At 72.2% G+C, this 20,299-nt stretch carries 16 protein-coding genes; 2 read left to right on the forward strand and 14 right to left on the reverse strand.

Annotation, left to right across the window (positions count from 1 at the left end; genetic code table 11):
- Positions 1 to 85: 85 nt before the first annotated feature.
- From ACK8N7_RS27520 to lipB, 4 genes are all read right to left on the reverse strand, one after another.
- Positions 86 to 793, reverse strand: a complete 708-nt coding sequence (locus tag ACK8N7_RS27520) for a DUF4191 domain-containing protein (RefSeq protein ID WP_015608100.1) — start codon at positions 791 to 793, stop codon at positions 86 to 88.
- Between the two features lie 30 nt (positions 794 to 823).
- Positions 824 to 1,024: an SCO2195 family GlnR-regulated protein gene (locus ACK8N7_RS27525; protein ID WP_403208759.1), complete on the reverse strand. Its 201-nt coding sequence runs from the start codon at positions 1,022 to 1,024 to the stop codon at positions 824 to 826.
- 265 nt (positions 1,025 to 1,289) lie between these two features.
- Complete coding sequence (gene lipA / locus ACK8N7_RS27530; RefSeq protein WP_032752931.1) at positions 1,290 to 2,267, reverse strand: lipoyl synthase; 978 nt, start codon at positions 2,265 to 2,267, stop codon at positions 1,290 to 1,292.
- A 162-nt stretch (positions 2,268 to 2,429) separates the two neighbouring features.
- A complete protein-coding gene (gene lipB, locus ACK8N7_RS27535) occupies positions 2,430 to 3,239 on the reverse strand; it encodes a lipoyl(octanoyl) transferase LipB (RefSeq protein ID WP_403208761.1) in 810 nt (269 codons plus the stop codon).
- 291 nt (positions 3,240 to 3,530) lie between these two features.
- Between lipB and ACK8N7_RS27540 the strand changes: the two genes are divergently transcribed.
- Positions 3,531 to 5,285 (forward strand): NsdA family TPR-like regulatory protein, encoded by a 1,755-nt coding sequence (locus tag ACK8N7_RS27540; RefSeq protein ID WP_500444418.1) that lies wholly within the window; start codon positions 3,531 to 3,533, stop codon positions 5,283 to 5,285.
- A gap of 48 nt (positions 5,286 to 5,333) precedes the next feature.
- On the opposite strand, the gene ACK8N7_RS27545 is transcribed toward ACK8N7_RS27540, so the two are convergent.
- Both ACK8N7_RS27545 and ACK8N7_RS27550 read right to left on the reverse strand, forming a co-directional pair.
- Positions 5,334 to 6,785 (reverse strand): FAD-dependent oxidoreductase, encoded by a 1,452-nt coding sequence (locus ACK8N7_RS27545; RefSeq protein WP_500444419.1) that lies wholly within the window; start codon positions 6,783 to 6,785, stop codon positions 5,334 to 5,336.
- A gap of 182 nt (positions 6,786 to 6,967) precedes the next feature.
- Entirely contained in the window at positions 6,968 to 7,867 is a 900-nt protein-coding gene (locus ACK8N7_RS27550) for a TIGR01777 family oxidoreductase (RefSeq protein ID WP_500444420.1), read from the reverse strand.
- A gap of 96 nt (positions 7,868 to 7,963) precedes the next feature.
- Here ACK8N7_RS27550 and ACK8N7_RS27555 point away from each other — a divergent pair, with 96 nt between their 5' ends.
- Entirely contained in the window at positions 7,964 to 8,506 is a 543-nt protein-coding gene (locus tag ACK8N7_RS27555; protein WP_500444421.1) for a GNAT family N-acetyltransferase, read from the forward strand.
- A gap of 69 nt (positions 8,507 to 8,575) precedes the next feature.
- Here the strand turns inward: ACK8N7_RS27555 and ACK8N7_RS27560 are convergent, their stop codons facing one another.
- From ACK8N7_RS27560 to ACK8N7_RS27595, 8 genes are all read right to left on the reverse strand, one after another.
- Positions 8,576 to 9,097 carry a DUF4240 domain-containing protein gene (locus ACK8N7_RS27560; protein WP_043971980.1) on the reverse strand — a complete coding sequence of 174 codons (522 nt, stop codon included), beginning with the start codon at positions 9,095 to 9,097 and terminating at the stop codon, positions 8,576 to 8,578.
- Positions 9,098 to 9,159: 62 nt separating this feature from the next.
- The gene (locus ACK8N7_RS27565; RefSeq protein ID WP_388404880.1) at positions 9,160 to 10,143 is read right to left on the reverse strand and encodes a helix-turn-helix transcriptional regulator; all 984 of its coding nucleotides are present in this window, start codon (positions 10,141 to 10,143) and stop codon (positions 9,160 to 9,162) included.
- A gap of 168 nt (positions 10,144 to 10,311) precedes the next feature.
- The gene (gene aceE, locus ACK8N7_RS27570) at positions 10,312 to 12,984 is read right to left on the reverse strand and encodes a pyruvate dehydrogenase (acetyl-transferring), homodimeric type (RefSeq protein WP_500444422.1); all 2,673 of its coding nucleotides are present in this window, start codon (positions 12,982 to 12,984) and stop codon (positions 10,312 to 10,314) included.
- A gap of 267 nt (positions 12,985 to 13,251) precedes the next feature.
- Entirely contained in the window at positions 13,252 to 13,875 is a 624-nt protein-coding gene (locus ACK8N7_RS27575) for a GntR family transcriptional regulator (RefSeq protein WP_109166061.1), read from the reverse strand.
- A gap of 149 nt (positions 13,876 to 14,024) precedes the next feature.
- Positions 14,025 to 15,896, reverse strand: coding sequence for a 2-oxoglutarate dehydrogenase, E2 component, dihydrolipoamide succinyltransferase (gene sucB, locus ACK8N7_RS27580; protein WP_500444423.1), 1,872 nt, complete (start codon positions 15,894 to 15,896; stop codon positions 14,025 to 14,027).
- 62 nt (positions 15,897 to 15,958) lie between these two features.
- Positions 15,959 to 17,347: a dihydrolipoyl dehydrogenase gene (gene lpdA, locus ACK8N7_RS27585; RefSeq protein WP_031122147.1), complete on the reverse strand. Its 1,389-nt coding sequence runs from the start codon at positions 17,345 to 17,347 to the stop codon at positions 15,959 to 15,961.
- Positions 17,348 to 17,712: 365 nt separating this feature from the next.
- Positions 17,713 to 19,266: a leucyl aminopeptidase gene (locus tag ACK8N7_RS27590; RefSeq protein ID WP_403208776.1), complete on the reverse strand. Its 1,554-nt coding sequence runs from the start codon at positions 19,264 to 19,266 to the stop codon at positions 17,713 to 17,715.
- A gap of 218 nt (positions 19,267 to 19,484) precedes the next feature.
- Entirely contained in the window at positions 19,485 to 20,267 is a 783-nt protein-coding gene (locus tag ACK8N7_RS27595; protein WP_500444424.1) for an adenosylcobinamide-GDP ribazoletransferase, read from the reverse strand.
- Positions 20,268 to 20,299 lie beyond the last annotated feature (32 nt).

Genomic DNA, 20,299 nt, shown 5'->3' on the forward strand with positions numbered 1-20,299 from the left:
CGGACCGTAGAGCCCGGAGAACGCGGCGGCCCCGGACCGTTCCTCGGTCCGGGGCCGTCCGTCTGCGTCGCGTACGCCTCCGCGGTCAGCGCATCTTTCCGCCGCGCGGCATCCGCATGCCCTTGGGCATGGGTCCCTTCGGCAAGGGCATGTTGCTCATCAGGTCGCCCATCGCGCGCAGCCGGTCGTTGGTGGTGGTCACCTGCTGGCCGGTGAGGACGCGGGGGAGCTTCAGCATCTTGGTGCGGACCTTCTTCAGGGGCACCTGACCCTCGCCGTCGCCGACGATGATGTCGTGGACCGGGACGTCCACCACGATGCGGGCCATCTTCTTCTTCTCGGACGCCAGCAGGCCCTTCACCCGGTTCGGATTGCCCTCGGCGACCAGGACGATGCCGGCCTTGCCCACCGACCGGTGCACGACGTCCTGGCTGCGGTTCATCGCCACAGCGGGGGTCGTGGTCCAGCCGCGTCCGATCCGGTCCAGGACGGCGGCCGCCGCGCCGGGCTGGCCCTCCATCTGCCCGAAGGCCGCTCGTTCGGCCCGTCGTCCGAAGACGATCGCCATCGCGAGGATGGCCAGGACGAAGCCCAGGATGCCCAGGTAGACCGGGTGACCGATCACGAAGCCGATGCCGAGGAGGACACCGAACGTGGCGATTCCCACGCCCGCGACGATGAGCCCGATCTTGCTGTCGGACCGCCTGGTCATCTTGTAGGTCAGGGCGATCTGCTTGAGCCGCCCTGCGTTCTCGGCGCTGTCCGCGCCTTCAGTTTTTGCCTTCCTCGCCATGTACCGAAGTTTACGTGGCGTGGAAGCGACCTAGGAACGGTGGTCGGCCACCGCATCCAGTACGTACGGGGACTCCACCCGGTCCTTGGCCCGGCGGCGGTCCTCCAGGACGGCCGTCCAGGCGTTGCGGCGGGCGGTGCGCTGGCCGCTGCTCAGCAGCAGCGACTCGACGGCGCGCAGGGCGGTGGTGACGGACGGAATGGCGTGGGCGCGGACCGGTGCGGCCTGCATGGTGTTCCCCCTCGGAGTGGATGCGCCACCCAGGGCGCGGACTGAGTACGGGAAGCAGTGACGGCGGCGGCGAGAGCCGCCGCTGCACGTGTACCTAGGGTCACTGCTCGGTGTTACCAGCGCGTGACCGGTCGGTCAAACACCAATGAACCCTTCATTCCGGAGCCCCGCACGCGGAGGCGGCCCATACGCGTCCCTCACCTGCGGGGAGCGTACGGGCCGCCTCGGTCGTGCGGTTAGTGCTCGGTGGACCGGGTGAGCGGACTCACACGGCCTGGGCGGTCGGCACAGCGGTGGCGGCCGCGCCGCGCGCCTCCATCGCCTGCTGGAAAAGACGGCCCGCGCGGTACGAGGAACGCACCAGCGGCCCCGACATCACGCCGGAGTAGCCGATCGCGTCGGCCTCGTCCTTCAGCTCGACGAACTCCATCGGCTTCACCCAGCGCTCGACCGGGTGGTGCCGCAGGGAGGGGCGCAGGTACTGCGTAATCGTGATGAGCTCGCAACCCGCGTCGTACAGGTCCTGGAGTGCCTCGCTGACTTCCTCGCGGGTCTCGCCCATGCCGAGGATCAGGTTCGACTTGGTCACCAGACCGGCCTCGCGGGCCCGCGTGATGACTTCCAGGGACCGCTCGTAGCGGAAGCCGGGGCGGATGCGCTTGAAGATGCGCGGCACCGTCTCCACGTTGTGCGCGAGCACCTCGGGGCGCGAGGAGAAGACCTCGGCGAGCTGCTCGGGCTCGGCGTTGAAGTCGGGGATCAGCAGCTCGACCTTGGTCGCGCCCGCCTCCCGCTCCGCCGTCAGCGTGTGGATCTGGCGCACGGTCTCCGCGTACAGCCAGGATCCGCCGTCCTCCAGGTCGTCGCGGGCGACGCCGGTGATGGTGGCGTAGTTCAGGTCCATCTTGACGACGGACTCGCCGACCCGGCGGGGCTCGTCACGGTCCAGCGCCTGCGGCTTGCCCGTGTCGATCTGGCAGAAGTCGCAGCGCCGCGTGCACTGGTCCCCGCCGATGAGGAAGGTGGCCTCGCGGTCCTCCCAGCATTCGAAGATGTTGGGGCAGCCCGCCTCCTGGCAGACCGTGTGCAGCCCTTCCCCCTTCACCAGCTGCTGCAGCTGCTTGTACTCGGGGCCCATCTTCGCCCGCGTTTTGATCCACTCGGGCTTGCGCTCGATGGGGGTCTGGCTGTTCCGGACCTCCAGGCGCAGCATCTTGCGCCCGTCGGGTGCGACAGCGGACACTCCGGCACTCCCCTTTGCTTTCTGCTGCGTGGGATTCGCATGGGATTCTTCGGCGAACACCAGGGTACGCCCGTAAATCAAACGCCCTTACGTCTGGCCAACCTGCGGCCGACAGGGCCTATTCCCCGGCCGGTGGTGGCGGCCGGAGGCTACTGACCGGTACTACGCCGGGGCCGCGGTCTTCGGCTGCTCGACCACCCGCGGGGCGAGCTCCGCGTTCTCCAGGATGTCCCGCAGGTGCTTCTCGGCGACCGGCAGCACCTCCTCGATGGTGATCTCCCGGCCCAGCTCGTTGGAGAGCGAGGTGACCCCGGCGTCGCGGATGCCGCACGGCACGATCCGGTCGAACCAGGTGTTGTCCGGGTTCACGTTGAGCGCGAAACCGTGCATCGTCACGCCCTTGGCGACCCGGATGCCGATCGCGGCCAGCTTGCGGTCCTCGCGGCGCTGGCCGGCGTTGGACGGGGCGTACTCCGGGCCGTTCAGCCGCGGGTCGAACTCCTCGTCCTGGAGCCTGGGGTCGAAGTCCAGCGAGAGCCCGCCGAGCGCGCGGCGCTCCTCGACCGGGTCGCCGAGCACCCAGACACCGCTGCGGCCCTCGACCCGCGAGGTCTCCACCCCGAAGTCGGCGGCCGTACGGATCAGCGCGTCCTCCAGGCGGCGGACGTGCGCTACGACGTCGACCGGACGCGGCAGCTTCTGGATCGGGTAGCCGACGAGCTGCCCGGGACCGTGCCAGGTGATCTTGCCGCCCCGGTCCACATCGATGACCGGGGTGCCGTCCAGCGGGCGTTCGCTCATCGCGGTACGGCGGCCCGCCGTGTAGACGGGCGGGTGCTCCAGGAGCAGGCAGGTGTCCGGCACCAGGTCCTCGAACCGGGCCGCGTGCACCTCACGCTGCTTCTGCCAGGCTTCCTGGTACTCGACCGCCTCCGCGCCGAAGCCCAGACGGACGAACCGCAGCTCGCTCACGACAGATGCCTCCCTAGGTCGGGTGCCGTGTGCCCCAAGGGGTGTCCCCGGGGATGACGGCACCCTGCACTGATCGCGCCCGCAACCACTGTACGACCGCCACCCGGCCGGCCCACCGGCAGGTCGGGAGCGCATGGGTATCCCGATCGCCGCCGTCAGCTCGGTTCGCAATCCTCACACGATCGGATGAACGTGGAGCAAAGGGTGTCTCCGACCGCCCCGGCGGACGCTAAGTTCGCGCCGTTCCCCAGGGGCTGCCCGGGCCCCCGAAGGCAGGAGACCGTACAGCTGATGTCGGAACGACCCCCGCAGCGCACGCCCAACCGCCGCCTCGCCTCACTCATCGCGGAAGCCGGGTTCTCCCATGCGGGTCTCGCCCGCAGGGTCGACCAGCTCGGCCTCGAACACGGACTGGACCTGCGGTACGACAAGACCTCGGTCACCCGCTGGCTGCGGGGACAGCAGCCGCGCGGCACCACCCCCGCCCTGATCGCCGAGGTCTTCACCCGGCGCCTCGGGCGGCGGCTCTCCGCTCAGGACCTGGGTCTCGACGCCTGCGCGCCCGTCTACGCGGGGCTGGAGTTCGCGGCCACCCCCACCGAGGCCGTCGACATCGTCAGCGGCCTCTGGCGGAAGGACTCGGGCACCCACACGGAGCTGCGCAAGATCGCCTTCACGCCCGCCGGCCTCGTCGTCCCCAGCCGGGACTGGCTGATCGGCCGCGCCGACGAGTGGGTGGCCCGCGACGGCGGGGCGGCCCAGCCGCCCGCCCCGCACCGCAGGGGAGGTGCCGGGGCCGCCGGTGGGGCCCCGGCACCCGGCCGCACGGAGACACCTGGCCGCACGGAGACACTTGGCCGTACGGAGGCACCTGGCCGGGGTCCGGAGACATCCGGCCGTACGGACGGGGCCCTGCGCACCGACCTCCGCGGTATGCCCCGCCCCGGCGGAGCCCTGCGCCCGCCGGGACGGCCCGCCCAGCCGTCCGGCCACCCCGTCCCGGCCGCCGCCCAGCCGTCCGCGACGGACCCGGTGGGCGCGGTCCGCCCCGGGACGGGGCCCCTGCCCGGCGTCGGAGCCTCAGCCGGTACGGAAGCGCTCCCCGTGGTCCCGCGCCAGCGGCAGACCGAGCGCGGGCCCGGCCAGCGGGTCGGCAGCGGGGACGTCGCGGCGCTGCGCTCGGTCGGCGAGCTCTTCCGCACCCTCGACCATGCCTACGGCGGCGGCCACGCCCGCCAGGCCCTCGTGCGGTATCTGGAGCACGAGGCCGAGCCGATGCTCCGCGGGAGTTACGGCGAAGCCACCGGGCGCCGCCTCTTCGCCGCGGCCGCCGACCTGACCCGGCTGGCCGGCTGGACCTCGTTCGACATCGCCGCCCACGGCCTGGCCCAGCGGTACTTCGTCCAGGCGCTGCGGCTCGCCCAGGCCGCCGGGGACCGCGGCTACGGGGCGTACGTCCTGATCACCATGAGCCGCCAGGCCGTCTACCTCGGGCACGGCAGGGAGGCCGTACAGCTTGCCCGCGTCGCCCAGCAGGGCATCGGCTCCGCCGCCCCGCCCCTCGTCCAGGCCCTGCTCCACTCGGTCGAGGCGCGCGGCCACGGGATCCTCGGCGAGGCGCGGGCCTGCACCGCCGCGCTGACCCGGGCCGAACACGCCCTGGAGATCGCGCGCCCCGGGGACGAGGCGCCGACGTGGGCCCGCCCCTTCGACGAGGCCGAGCTCGCGCACGAGCTCGGCCACTGCCACCGCGACCTCCAGCAGTACCGGGCCGCCGCCCAGCACGCGGAGCGCTCGCTCCAGCTGCGCGCTCCGGCGTACGCCCGCAGCCGGCTGTTCTGCCGGGTGGTGCTCGCCTCCGCCCGGCTGGGCCTCGGCGAGCTGGAACAGGCCTGCCGGCTGGGGGCCGAGGCGGCCCAGCAGGCGTCGGAGATGCGCTCGGTCCGGGCCGCCGAGTACGTACGCGCCTTCGAGCGCAGCCTGGAGCCGTACCGGGACGCCGCCCCCGTCCGCGGCTACCGCGAACGGGTCGCCGCGCTCGGCTGACTGTCGCGCGGGCTCCGTAGTCGACAGACCGTGGAGCCCGCGCACGCCCTACGCCGCCTCCGACAGCCCCACGCCCCCCAGATGCGCCGGTGCCACTCCCAGGTCCGTCAGGATCGCCCCGGCCGCCCGGCGCCCCGAGTGCAGCGCGCCCTGGACGCTGCTGGTGTCCCGGTGGTCGCCGCAGACGTACAGCCCGGCCAGCACCCGCACCGGCCGGCGCGGGTCGTGCGGGGCCTCCATCGCGGGCACGGCCTCCGGGTCGTGGTGGGCGGCCAGCAGCTCCCAGTCGTCCGTCGGGGTCCCGTACAGCGCCGCCAGATGCGTGCGTACGGAGCGGTCCAGGTCCGGCGGCGGGGTTCCGAGCACCGTCGAGGTGATCAGCGTCCGGCCCTCCGGGGCGCGCGATGGATCCACCTCGCTCATCACCGCCGTGTACGCCACCGGACCCGACCGGTCCCCGTCCAGCACCAGCGACCTGCCGGTCGGCGGCGGTGCGGGCGCCGTGTGGTGAAGGACCGTCACCGGGCGGAACGCCGGCACCCGCAGCCCCGGCAGCAGCTCGGCCGCGGCCCCCGCGCCGGTCGCCAGCAGCAGGGATCGGCAGCCCAGTTCGCCGTGTTCCTTCGTGCGTACGGTGGTGATGTCGGCGGCCGTGACATGCACCCCGGTCCGTACCGTGCCGGGCGGCAGCGAGGCCGCCAGCAGATCCGGCAGCGTCCCCGAACCCCCTGCCGGGACGCAGAGCCCGCCCCGCGCGTAGTCCCGCAGCGCCAGATCCGCGCATCGGCTCGACGTGGTGAGGCCGGGGTCGCCGAGCAGTGCGGAGAGCAGCGGGCGCAGGACGCCGTCCACCGTACGGGCGGGCATCTGGCCCGCCGTCAGGGCCGCGAGCGCCGTCCGCTCGGGGCGGGCCAGGAGCCGGGCCGTCGGGGTGGCGGCCAGCCGGGAGAGCGCGGCGCCGAGCCGGGCCCGGTCGATCGCCTCGGAGACCGTGCCGCTGCTCCTGAGGCCGGTGGTCCTGAGCCCTGCGCCTCGGACTCCTGTGCCTTTGAGTCCTGTGCCTTTGAGGCCTGCGTTCTTGGCGCCGAGGCCGGCCCGCGACACGGTCCGCAGCTGGTTCCCGTACCCGCCCGGCGAGGGCTGGGGGGCGCTCGACCGGGTGCGTACGGCTCTGAGTGCGCCCCTCGCGCTCCGTATGTCGCCGGTGCGATGGCGGCGGCCGTCACTGTGCACCAGCACCCCGGGCGCGAACTCCCGCAGCTCCGGGGTGCCGAGCCCCGGGGTGGAGGTCAGCTCCGGCCAGGAGGTGCAGAGCAGGGGGCCGAGCTGGTCGAGACGGAAGCCGTCCACCTCGTGGGTGGCCAGCCGGCCGCCCACGGTGGAGGCCGCCTCCAGAACACTGACGCCGACTCCGGCGCCGGTCAGCAGATGGGCCGCTGAAAGGCCGGCGATCCCGGCCCCGATGATGATCACGTCCGCGTGGTGTGCCGTGCTGCGCACAAGCCCCTCCCCGAGTCGGTGCGACTGGTGGGGGCTTCTTGCCCCCAACAGGTCCCCGGAATGCCGGAGTTCGCATCGAGGCTAGGAGGATGGCTGATACTGCATCAGACGCGCGTGCCCGGGGGCACCGGGGCACGGGGTCGCACACGTCACCACCGCGTGGCCGCGCGTGCGGGTACGGCTCAGCGCAGCGCCGCGCGGATCGCCGCGTTGATGCCGGGGAACGCGAACGAGAAGCCGGAGTCCAGCAGCTGCCCGGGGATCACCCGCTGGCTGCCCAGCACATCGCCGGCGAACTCCCCGAGCGCGACCCGCAGCGCGGGCGCGGGGGCCGTGAACAGGGTCGGGCGGCGCAGCACCCGGCCCATCGCGGCCGTCACCTCGGCGTTGGTGACCGGGTCGGGCCCGGTCAGGTTCACCGGGCCGGTCAGCGACTCGGTGTCCAGGATGTGGCGCAGGGCCGAGACATGGTCGTGCAGCGCGATGAAACTCCAGTACTGCCGGCCGCTGCCCAGCCGCCCGCCCAGCCCCGCCTTGAACAGGGGGAACAGCCGCCCCCACGCCCCGCCCTCACGGGCCACGACCAGTCCGGTGCGGGCGTGCACCGTGCGGATGCCCCGCTCCTCTGCGGCGGCCGTCGAGGCCTCCCACTCCTCGCACACGGAGGGCAGGAAGCCGTCCCCGGGCGGCGCGCTCTCGTCCACGGCGCGGTCTCCCGTATCGCCGTAGAAGCCGATGGCCGACCCGGAGAGCAGCACCTTCGGCGGGGTGTCGAGCGAGGCCACGGCCTCGGCGATCGTGGCGGTGCCCAGCACTCGGCTCTCGCGGATCTCCCGCTTGTAGTCGTCGGTCCAGCGGTGGTCGCCGACCCCGGCCCCGGCGAGGTGGACGACCGCGTCGCAGCCCACCAGACCGGCCACGTCCACGTAACCCCGCTTGGGGTCCCACTCCACCTCGTCCCCGGACCTGGCGGGCCGCCGCACCAGGCGGGCCACCTCGTGCCCGTCGGCGCGCAGCGAGCGCACGAGCGCCGCTCCGATGAGTCCGGACGATCCAGTGACGGCGATTCGGGAGGTCGGCATGGTGCCATCCTGCCCCACGGATTACGGGAAACACGGCAGCGGTCACGGGGGAAAACACCATGGATCGCGCGGAACCCGGCATGGGACAGTGACGTCATGCCCGCCACCACCCTCCACTCCGTCTCCGTCCGTCCCGCCCTGCCCGCCGACGAGGAAGCGCTCGGTGAGCTCGACCGGTCCACCTGGTCGACGCTCCACGCGGTGATGCCCCGGCCCCGGCCTCCGTACGACCCCTTCTTCGACGAGCGGCACCGGCCCGGGGATTTCCTGGTGGCCGAAGCCGCGACGGAGGCCGGGGCCCCGGCCGGTTCCAGCGGGACGCGTATCGCCGGGTACATACGCCTGGTCCCGCCCACCCCGCTCGCCTGCAACGCCCATGTACGCCAGATACAGGGCCTCGCCGTGGCGGCCTGGGCGCGCGGGGCCGGTGTCGGACGGACCCTGCTGCGGGCAGCGTGCGCCGAGGCGCGGCGCCAGGGCGCCAACCGGATCACGCTGCGGGTGCTCGGGCACAACACCCCCGCCCGGGCGCTCTACGCCTCCGAGGGGTTCGCCGTGGAAGGGGTGCTGAGCGGGGAGTTCTTCCTGCACGGGCGCTATGTCGACGATGTGCTGATGGGGCGCTCGCTGGCCCCCTGAAGACCGACGACGTCCTGATGGGGCGCTCGCCGGCCCCCTGACCGCCGCCGGCCCCTGACCACTGGAGTCTCAGCGCGGTGCGAAACGGTCCGAGAGGTCCGGGTAGCGGGCGGCCAGTGCCGCCTCGTCCTCGAAGTCGACCGGGGACCCGAGCGGCTCGGTGGGCTGCGGCGGCAGTCCCAGATCGGGCGCGACCACACCCGTGAGCTGCTCGTACGCCTCGTCGGCCGCGTAGCCCAGCTCCTCGCCGTCCCCGTCGATCTCCTCGTCGAAGTCGTCCAGCAGCTCGGCCAGACCGTCCGGGTCGTGCAGCGCGCCCTCGAAGACCTCCCGGCCCTGGCCGATCAGCCAGCACCGGAAGTAGTCGAAGGCGTCGTCGCTTGCCCCACCGAGCAGCACGGCGGCCGCGCCCCACAGGTCCCAGCGGTAGGCGCGGTTGTAGCGGGCCTCGAAGTGCCGGGCGAAGTCCAGCACGGAATCGGGGTCGAGCTGCACCAGCCGTTCCACGAGCAGATCGGCCTGCTCCTCGGGGTCGCCATCGGCGGCCTCGCGGGTGCTGTCGATGATCTCCCAGAATTCCGTCTCGTCCATCACGGGTCCAGCATCCAGCCTGCCGGGACCCCCCGCACGCCCAGACGGCGAAAAGAAGCCTTTCAGCGATACAGATCACTCAGGCGTTCGACCGCCCCGGCGAACCGGCTCCGCAGCTCCTCCGGTGCCACGACCTCCAACTCGGGACCCAGCGAAAGGAGCTGGCCGTAGGCGACGTCCAGTGACTCCACGGGAAGGGTGACCGTGCGCCACCCGTCCGGACCGGCGGGAGGGGCCTTCGCGAGGGCCTCCGCGGCGGCCGCCCGGTCCCCGGTGTACGCGAGCTGCCGGGCACCGCTCTCGGACACCCGTACGGTCACCTCGGTACGGAGGAGGGACCGGGCGAACTCGGCGGCCCGCGCCTCCCAGAACGCGGGCAGGTCGAAGGTCTCGTCCCGCTCGAAGCGCTCGTCGGCCGGCTCCACCGAGGTGAACCGGTCGATCCGGTAGACCCGGAAGTCGTCCGCGACCTTGGCGCAGAGGTACCAGACCCCGGCCTTGAGGACGAGGCCGTACGGAGCGAGCTCCCGCGCCACCTCCGTACGCCGGTGCTCGCGGCCCCCGCCCTTGCGGTAGCGGACCCGCAGCAGGCGGTCGTCCCAGACGGCGTCGGCGACGACGGGCAGCAGCCCGGGGGGCTCCGGCTCGTGGTACCAGGAAGGGGCGTCCAGGTGGAAGCGCCGGGCGGCGGAGGCCGAGGCGTCACGCAGGGAGGGCAGCAGCGCGGCCGACACCTTGAGGCGGGCCGCCGACGCCGCGTCCTCCAGCCCCATCTCGCGCAGCGCGGAGGGCAGCCCGGAGAGGAACAGCGCCTCCGCCTCGCCCCGGTCCAGGCCGGTCAGCCGGGTGCGGTAGCCGCCGACGAGCCGGTAGCCGCCCGCCCGGCCGCGCTCCGCCCACACCGGGACGCCCGCCTCGGAGAGCGCCTGCGCGTCCCGGGTGACCGTACGCTCCGACACCTCCAGCTCCGCCGCCAGCTCGGCGGCGGTCATGGCGGGGCGGGACTGCAGGAGCAGCACCATCTTGATCAGCCGGGCAGCACGCATGCGCCCATTGTGGCGGCAGCGAAAACCCCGGGCCGCCCACGCCGTGACGTCCGGACCGCGCATGCCGTGACCCTCCGGCCGCCCACGCCGAAACCCCGGCCGCCGGGGCGGGCGCGTTGTCGGACGCGTCCGCCCCGGTGACCGGGGGTCTCGAAACCGTACGGGAGATCAGAGGCCGTACCGCTCCCGGGCCTCCTTGACCGCCGAGGCCGGGACCTCGCCGCGCTTGACCAGCTGGGCCAGCGCAGCCACCACGATCGACTGGGCGTCGACCCCGAAGTGGCGGCGGGCCGCCGCGCGGGTGTCGGAGAGGCCGAAGCCGTCCGTGCCGAGCGAGGACCAGTCCTGCTCCACCCACTGGCTGATCTGGTCCGGGACCTGGCGCATCCAGTCGCTGACCGCGAGGACCGGGCCCGGCGCACCGGAGAGCGCCTGGGTCACGTACGGGACCTGCACCTCACCGCGCAGGAGCGCCTCGTCGGCCTTCAGCGCGTCGCGGCGCAGCTCGCCCCACGAGGTGGCGGACCAGACGTCGGCCGTGATACCCCAGTCGGCGGCCAGCAGCTCTTGGGCCTCCAGGGCCCAGTGGATCGCCGTGCCGGAGGCCAGCAGCTGCAGGCGCGGCGCGTCCGCCTTCGCGGGCGTGCCCTCCTTGAAGCGGTAGAGGCCCTTGACGATGCCCTCCTCGACGCCCTCGGGCATCGCGGGCTGGGGCTTCGGCTCGTTGTAGACCGTCAGGTAGTAGAAGACGTCCTCGGCGTCGGGGCCGTACATCCGCCGCAGACCGTCCTTGACGATCACCGCGACCTCGTACGCGAACGCCGGGTCGTAGTTGAGCGAGGCCGGGTTGGTGGCCGCGATCAGGTGCGAGTGGCCGTCCGCGTGCTGGAGGCCCTCACCCGTCAGGGTCGTGCGGCCCGCCGTGGCGCCGACGATGAAGCCCTTGCCGAGCTGGTCGGCGAGCTGCCACATCTGGTCGCCGGTCCGCTGCCAGCCGAACATCGAGTAGAAGATGTAGAACGGGATCATCGTCTCGCCGTGCGTCGCGTACGACGTGGAGGCGGCGATGAAGTCGGCCATGGCCCCGGCCTCGGTGATCCCCTCGTTGAGGATCTGGCCGTCCTTGGCCTCCTTGTAGTACATCAGCTGGCCGCGGTCGACCGGGTCGTACGTCTGGCCCAGCGGAGAGTAGATGCCGGCGGACGGGAAGAGGGACTCCATCCCGAAGGTACGGGCCTCGTCCGGGACGATCGGCACCCAGCGTTTGCCGGTCTCCTTGTCCCGCATCAGGTCCTTCACCAGACGGACGAACGCCATGGTGGTGGCCATCTCCTGCTTGCCGGACCCCTTGTACAGGGCCTTGAACGCGCGCTCCTCCGGCTGCGGCAGCGGCGCGGAAGCGTGTATCCGGCGGGCCGGGGCGGGACCGCCCAGGGCGGCCCGTCGCTCCTGGAGGTAGCGGACCTCGGGGGAGTCGACGCCCGGGTGGCCGTAGGGGACCAGCCCGTCCTCGAAGGCGCTGTCGGGGATCGGGAGGCCGAGCAGCTCGCGCATGCCCTTGAACTCGTCGATCGACAGCTTCTTCATCTGGTGGTTGGCGTTCTTGGACTCGAAGCCCTTGCCGAGCGTGTAGCCCTTGACCGTCTGGGCCAGGATCACGGTCGGCGCGCCCTTGTGCTCGACGGCCGCCTTGTACGCCGCGTACACCTTGCGGGCCTCGTGGCCACCGCGCGAGGTGTAGAAACACTCGGCGATCTTCGCGTCGGTGAGCAGCTTCGCCAGCTCGGCGAGGGCGGGCTCGGCGCCGAAGAAGTGGTCGCGGATGTAGGCCACGTCACGCGTCGCGTACGTCTGGAACTGGGCGTCCGGGACCTCGCGCAGGCGGCGCAGCAGCGCACCCGTGGTGTCCAGCTGGAACAGCTCGTCCCAGGCGTTGCCCCAGAGCGTCTTGACGACGTTCCAGCCGGCCCCGCGGAACTGCGCCTCCAGCTCCTGGACCACGCGGAAGTTGGCGCGGACCGGGCCGTCGAGGCGCTGCAGGTTGCAGTTGATGACGAAGGTCAGGTTGTCGAGCTGCTCACGGGCCGCCAGCGCGAGGGCCGCGGTCGACTCGGGCTCGTCCATCTCGCCGTCGCCCAGGAAGGCCCAGACGTGCGAGTTGGCGGTGTCCTTGATGGAGCGGTTGGCCAGATAGCGGTTGAAGCGCGCCTGGTAGATGGCCGAGAGCGGGCCGAGGCCCATCGACACGGTGGGGAACTCCCACAGCCAGGGCAGCCGCCGCGGGTGCGGGTAGGAGGGCAGACCCTCGCCGCCCGCCTCCTGGCGGAAGTTGTCGAGCTGCTGCTCGCTGAGCCGGCCGTCGAGGAAGGCGCGGGCGTAGATGCCGGGGGAGGCATGGCCCTGGATGTAGAGCTGGTCGCCGGAGCCGTCCCCCTCCTTGCCGCGGAAGAAGTGGTTGAAGCCGGTCTCGTAGAGCCAGGCCGCCGAGGCGAAGGTGGCGATGTGGCCGCCCACCCCGTACCGGGCGCCACGGGTCACCATCGCGGCCGCGTTCCAGCGGTTCCACGCGGTGATCTTCGACTCCATCTCCAGGTCACCGTCGAACTCGGGCTCGGCGGCGGTCGGGATGGAGTTGACGTAATCGGTCTCCAGCAGCTTGGGCAGCGCGAGACCGGCGCCCTCGGCGTGCTGCAGCGAGCGGCGCATCAGGTACGCGGCGCGGTGCGGGCCGGCGGCCTTGGTGACGGCGTCCAGGGAGGCCGCCCATTCGGCGGTCTCCTCGGGGTCACGGTCCGGGAGCTGGTCGAGCTCGCTCGGAAGCTTTCCTACGGGGTCGGTCATGATCGCCGCCTTCCGGAGAGGAGGGGGGTGGAGAAGGCTCTATCTGGCAGGACAGAGCGATGGGGCCGGTGGGCCCGCGGAGTGAACTGTAAGTCGCTGATCGATGATCGATCAAAGGATTGAAGGCAAAACTTCTCGATACGAAGAAAAGTGGCATGGGGTGCCTCGAAACAGGGCACGGAGTGACGCGAAAAAGGCCGCAAAAAGGGCGCTGACCTGCACGGAAGAGCAGGTCACACGCCAGATGATCGGAGCTCGCGGAGAAGCTCAGGCCCGGGGCGCGCAGCCCAGCACATGAGCCTTCACCAGGGACCCGATCTGCGGGTCCCCGGCGAGGAACGCGTCGATGAGGGCCTGGTGCTCCTCCGCGTACGACTTCTGCACCGTGCCCAGCCAGCGGATCGACAGGGCCGTGAACACCTCGATGCCCAGCCCCTCCCAGGTGTGCAGCAGCACCGCGTTCCCGGCCGCCCGGACCATCTCCCGGTGGAAGCCCACCGTGTGCCGCACCTGCGCCTCGCCGTCGGCCAGCCGGTCCGCCTCGTACAGCGCGGCCACATGCGGGGCCAGCGCCGAGCAGTCCTGGCCCAGCAGCGGGGCCGCCAGCTCCGCCGCGATCTGCTCCAGGCCCGCCCGCACCGGATAGCTCTCCTCCAGGTCGGCCGCGGTGAGGTTGCGGACCCGCACGCCCTTGTTGGGGGCCGACTCGATCAGCCGGAGCGTCTCCAGCTCGCGCAGCGCCTCGCGCACGGGCGTCTGGCTGACCTCCAGCTCGGTGGCGATGCGGCGCTCCACGATCCGCTCACCCGGCTTCCAGCGCCCGCTGACGATCCCCTCCACGATGTGCTCGCGGATCTGTTCGCGCAGCGAGTGGACGACGGGCGGGGTCATGAGGTGCTCCTTAGGGGGCAGACCGGTGGTGCCTACATCATCACGGTGGCGGGTGGCTGCCCGTGGTGTTTAGACAATACGGCGGCGCCCCCGCCCGGAAGAGTTCCGGACGGGGGCGCCGCTGGTGAGGCTGGTTACAGCCGGAGCGTTCAGAGGCCGAGCTCGACCTCGAACTCACCGGCCTCCAGGATCGCCTTGACCGCCGTCAGGTAACGGGCGGCGTCCGCGCCGTCCACCAGACGGTGGTCGTAGGAGAGCGCGAGGTACGTCATGTCGCGCACCGCGATGGTCTCGCCGAGGTCCGGGTGGTCGATGACCACCGGGCGGCGGACCGTGGCGCCGATGCCCAGGATGGCTGCCTGGTTCGGCGGCACGATGACGGTGTCGAACAGCGCACCGCGCGAACCGGTGTTGCTGATGGTGAAGGTGGCACCGGACATGTCGTCCGGGGTCAGGCCGCCACCGCGGGCCTTGCCGGCCAGCTCGGCGGTCTTCTTCGAGATACCGGCGATGTTCAGGTCGCCCGCACCCTTGATGACCGGGGTCATCAGGCCCTTCTCCGCGTCCACGGCGATGCCGATGTTCTCCGCGTCGAAGTACGTGATGGTGCCTTCGTCCTCGTTGATCCGGGCGTTGATGACCGGGTGGGCCTTCAGTGCCTGGGCCGCCGCCTTCACGAAGAACGGCATCGGGGACAGCTTGACGCCCTCACGGGCGGCGAAGGAGGCCTTCGCCTGGTTGCGCAGCTTCATCAGCTTGGTGATGTCGACCTCGACGACCGAGGTCAGCTGGGCCTGCGAGTGCAGCGCCTTCATCATGTTGTCGCCGATGACCTTGCGCATGCGGGTCATCTTGACCGTCTGACCGCGCAGTGGGGACGCCTCCAGCTTCGGCGCTGCCTTGGCGGCGGCCGGAGCGGCGGCGGGCGCCGGGGCAGCGGCGGCGGCCTTGGCGGCCTCCGCGGCGGCGACGACGTCCTGCTTGCGGATACGGCCACCGACGCCGGTGCCCTTGACCGAGCCCAGGTCCACGTTGTTCTCGGACGCGAGCTTGCGGACCAGAGGCGTGACGTAGGCGCCGTCGTCACCGGAGGGCGCGGCCGGAGCGGCCGGTGCCGGGGTGACGGGGGCGGGCTGCGCCGGAGCGGGGGCCGGGGCGGCCGGAGCCGCCGGGGCCTGGGCGACCGGGGCGGGAGCGGCCGGAGCCGCCGGAGCCGGTGCCGGAGCGGCGGGGGCCGCCGGGGCCTGGGCGACCGGGGCGGGAGCCGCGGGGGCCTCCTGCTTCGGAGCCTCGGCCTTGGGGGCCTCCTGCTTCGGAGCCTCGGCCTTGGGGGCCTCGGCCTTCGGGGCCTCCTGCTTGGGGGCCGCGCCCGGAGCACCGATGACGGCGAGCTTGGCGCCGACCTCGGCGGTCTCGTCCTCGGCGACCACGATCTCCAGCAGCACACCGGCGACCGGGGCGGGGATCTCGGTGTCGACCTTGTCCGTGGAGACCTCAAGGAGGGGCTCGTCCTCCGCGACCTCCTCGCCGACCTCCTTCAGCCAGCGGGTGACGGTGCCCTCGGTGACGCTCTCGCCGAGCGCCGGGAGGGTGACGTCGGTGCCCTCGGCGGACGAACCGCCGGTGGCGGCCTCGGCGGTCGGGGCCTCGGCCGGAGCCTCGGTCTCGGTCGACGGGGCGGTGGGCGCCTCTTCGGCCGCCGGAGCCGGGGTGGCGGCCGGCTCGGTGGACGCGGCCGGCTCGGTGGACGCCGCCGGGGCCTCGGCCTCGGCCGGAGCGCCGGAGCCGTCGTCGATGACGGCCAGCTCGGCGCCGACCTCGACGGTCTCGTCCTCGGCGACCTTGATGGAGGTCAGAACACCGGAAGCGGGGGCCGGGATCTCGGTGTCGACCTTGTCGGTCGAGACCTCGAGCAACGGCTCGTCGGCCTCGACGCGCTCGCCCTCGGCCTTCAGCCAACGGGTGACAGTGCCCTCGGTGACGCTCTCGCCGAGCGCCGGAAGGGTTACGGAAACCGACATGGTTTCAGTTGCTCCTTACGAAAATGCGGAAGTGGTCGGTCGTCGCGCCCGGGACCGGGGGATCAGTCGTGCGAGTGGAGGGGCTTGCCGGCCAGCGCCAGGTGAGCCTCGCCCATCGCCTCGTTCTGCGTCGGGTGGGCGTGGATGAGCTGGGCGACCTCGGCGGGCAGCGCCTCCCAGTTGTAGATCAGCTGGGCTTCGCCGACCTGCTCGCCCATGCGGTCGCCCACCATGTGGACGCCGACCACGGCACCGTCCTTGACCTGGACGAGCTTGATCTCGCCCGCGGTCTTCAGGATCTTGCTCTTGCCGTTGCCCGCGAGGTTGTACTTGAGGGCGACGACCTTGTCCGCGCCGTAGATCTCCTTGGCCTTGGCCTCGGTGATACCCACGGAGGCGACCTCGGGGTGGCAGTACGTCACCTTCGGCACGCCGTCGTAGTCGATCGGGACGGTCTTGAGACCGGCGAGACGCTCCGCCACCAGGATGCCCTCGGCGAAGCCGACGTGGGCGAGCTGGAGGGTCGGGACGAGGTCGCCCACGGCCGAGATGGTGGGAACGTTGGTCTGCATGTACTCGTCGACCAGGACATAGCCGCGGTCCATCGCGACCCCGGCCTCCTCGTAGCCCAGGCCCTGCGAGACCGGGCCGCGGCCGATCGCGACGAGCAGCAGCTCCGCCTCGAAGGTCTTGCCGTCGGCGAGGGTGACGCGGACGCCGTCCTGCGTGTACTCGGCCTTCTCGAAGAACGTACCGAGGTTGAACTTGATGCCGCGCTTGCGGAACGCGCGCTCAAGAAGCTTCGAGCTGTTCTCGTCCTCGACCGGGACGAGGTGCTTGAGACCCTCGACGATGGTGATCTCGGTGCCGAAGGACTTCCACGCCGAGGCGAACTCGACGCCGATGACGCCGCCGCCCAGCACGATCGCGGACTTCGGGACGCGGTCCAGCTTCAGCGCGTGGTCCGAGGAGATGATGCGGTTGCCGTCGATCTCCAGGCCGGGCAGCGACTTCGGCACGGAGCCGGTCGCCAGCAGCACGTGGCGGCCCTGGATGCGCTGGCCGTTCACGTCGACGGAGGTGGGGGAGGAGAGCTTGCCCTCACCCTCGATGTAGTGGACCTTGCGCGAGGCGATGAGACCCTGGAGACCCTTGTACAGGCCCGAGATCACCTCGTCCTTGTACTTGTGGACGGCCTCGATGTCGATGCCCTCGAAGGTCGCCTTGACGCCGAACTGGCCCGCCTCGCGGGCCTGGTCGGCGATCTCGCCCGCGTGCAGCAGCGCCTTCGTGGGGATGCAGCCGTTGTGCAGGCAGGTGCCGCCGACCTTGCCCTTCTCGATCAGGGCGACGTCCAGGCCCAGCTGCGCTCCGCGCAGGGCCGCGGCGTAACCGCCACTGCCACCGCCGAGGATCACTAGGTCGAAAACGGTGCTGGCGTCGTTCGCCACGTCACGTCCTCCATGCATGTGCGCCGTACGCCGGGCCCCGTCGCTGGGGTGTGACCGGCCGGTCGGCTGGTGTTCGGCCGCTTTTGTCATTCGGCCCTGTGGTGGGGGCCCTGTCCTGCCGAGAACCCATCTTCGCACTTGTTGACGGTGGGCGGGACGGGGGGCCCGGGTCCGGGACGGATGATCATCCGTCCCGGTGGGTTACTGCTGCGTAGTTACCTACGGATTCCGTCGATGTTCGTCGAGAGCGAAACCCTGTCTTTCCTTGCCGCTTCGGAAACGAGTCTTGCCGCTTTTGCTGCGTCAACACGTACGGCCCCGGACCTATGCCCGGGGCCGTCAGAGGTGTCCGGCGCGGCGGTCGGTCAGCCCAGGTCGCCGTCGGCGGTCCGCTCGGCGAGGCGCACCAGGGTGCGGACCGCGGAGCCGGTGCCGCCCTTGGGCGTGTAGCCGTACGGAGCGCCCTCGTGGAAGGCCGGGCCCGCGATGTCCAGGTGCGCCCAGGCGATGCCCTCGCCCACGAACTCCTTGAGGAACAGGCCGGCCACCAGGCCGCCGCCCATGCGCTCGCCCATGTTGGCGATGTCGGCGGTGGGGGAGTCCATGCCCTTGCGGAGGTCGGCGGGGAGCGGCATCGGCCAGGAGGCCTCGCCGACCTCCTCGGCGATCTCGTGGATCGACGTACGGAAGGCGTCGTCGTTGGCCATGATCCCGAAGGTGCGGTTGCCGAGCGCCAGCACCATCGCGCCGGTCAGGGTCGCCACGTCGACGATCGCGTCCGGCTTCTCCTCCGAGGCGCGGGTCAGCGCGTCACCCAGGACGAGCCGGCCCTCGGCGTCGGTGTTGAGGACCTCGACGGTCTTGCCGCTGTACATGCGCAGCACGTCACCGGGGCGGGTGGCGTTGCCGGACGGCATGTTCTCGGCGAGCGCCAGCCAGCCGGTCACGTTGACCTTCAGGCCGAGGCGGGCGGCCGTGACGACGGCGGCGAACACGGCGGCGGCGCCGCTCATGTCGCACTTCATCGTCTCGTTGTGGCCGGCCGGCTTGAGCGAGATGCCGCCCGAGTCGTAGGTGATGCCCTTGCCGACAAGGGCCAGGGTCTTCTCCGCCTTCGGGTGGGTGTAGGCGAGCTTCACCAGGCGCGGGCCGTTCGCGGAGCCCTGGCCGACCCCGAGGATGCCGCCGAAGCCGCCCTTGACCAGAGCCTTCTCGTCCAGCACCTGGACCTTGATGCCGTGCTCCTTGCCCGCGGCGGTGGCCACGGCGGCGAAGGACTCGGGGTAGAGGTCGTTGGGCGGGGTGTTGATCAGGTCGCGGGCGCGGTTGATCTCCTCGGCCAGGGCCAGGGAGCGCTCGACGGCCGCCTTGTAGGCCTTGTCGCGCGGTTTGGCGCCGACCAGGGCCACCTCGGCGAGCGGCAGCTTCGGGCCGCTGTTCTTCGCGTCCTTGGGGGCGAGCTTGTTCTCGCCGCCCTGGTAGGCGGTGAAGGCGTACGCGCCGAGCAGGGCGCCCTCGGCGACGGCCGCGGCGTCCTCGACGGACGCGGCGGGCAGCGCGAAGCCGGCCTTCTTGAAGCCGGACAGCGCACGGGCGGCGGTGCCCGCGGCGCGGCGCAGGGTCTCCGCGTCGTACGCGTCCTCCTTGTCCGGGACCGTACCGAGCCCGACCGCGATGACGACCGGGACCTTGAGGCCGGACGGCGCGGGCAGCTTGGTCAGTTCGCCCTCGGCACCCACGGCCCCCAGGGTCGCGAGAACGGCGGCGAGCTTTCCGTCGAACGCCTTGTCCACGGCCTCGGCGCCCGGTGCGAGGACCAGGTCCCCCGACTTGGATCCAGCGCCCTTCGCGACGCCGACGACGAGTGCGTCGGCGCGCAGCGTCGCCGCACCGGCAGTGCTGAGAGTGAGAGCAGTCACGGTGGTGAAATCTCGCTTCCGTTGAGTTCGAGTTCGGTCGAGGGGTGGGCCGACCGTGCCCGGCGCATCGTAGACGCCTCCGCAATGCGCCGGGAATGAGCCTACGCGCGCCGTTCGCCGGGGGTTACGGCGGCGGGCCGTTCCCGACCGGTAAGGCGGTCGGTTCCGGCCGTACGGAGACCGTTCCCTCCGGTGTCGGGTGCGCGGCCGGGGGACGGTCAGGGGCCGAGCGCCAGCGCCACCAGGGCCGCCGTCGCCGCCGTCTCCGCCAGTGCGCCGAACACATCCCCGGTCACCCCGCCGAACCGCCGTACGCAGTGGCGCAGCAGGAGTTCGGCGGCGGCCAGGGCGGCCGCCACCGCGAGCGCGTGGTGCAGCGCCCCGTACGGGCCGGACACCGCACCGGCCGCCGCGCACAGCGCCACCGTCACCACCGCCGTGAGCAGCGCCCACCCGGCCGGGACCGTTGAGGCGACCACCGCGCCGAGGCCCTCCGGCCGGGCCGCCGGGACGCCCTGACGGGACGCCAGGGTGAGGGCGAGCCGGGCGGCGACGGCCGAGACGACGGCCCCGAGCGCCCCGTGCGCCCAGCCCTCCCCGTACAGCTCGAAGAGGACCGCGACCTGGGCCGGCAGGACCAGCAGGAGCGTGATGACACCGAACGGCCCAATGTCGGACTGCTTCATGATCCGCAGTGCGTCCTCGGCCGGTTTCCCGCTGCCGAGGCCGTCCGCCGTGTCGGCGAGGCCGTCCAGGTGCAGCCCCCGGGTGAGGGCGGCGGGCACCGCGACGGAGGCGACCGCCGCGAGCAGCGGCCCCGAACCGGCCAGCAGGGACAGCGAGCCGAGGGCGGCGGCGAGCAGGCCGACGACGAGCCCGGCGAGCGGGGCGCAGAGCATCCCGGAGCGGGCGGTCGCGCGGTCCCAGCGGGTCACGCGGACGGGCAGCACGGTCAGGGTGCCGAAGGCGAAACGGAGGCCGTGGCTGTTCAGGGAGGTCACCGCGGGCAGGTTAGCCGCTCCCGTGCGCGGAT

This window comes from Streptomyces griseobrunneus (genome assembly GCF_046713465.1).
GTDB classification, from domain to species: domain Bacteria; phylum Actinomycetota; class Actinomycetes; order Streptomycetales; family Streptomycetaceae; genus Streptomyces; species Streptomyces microflavus.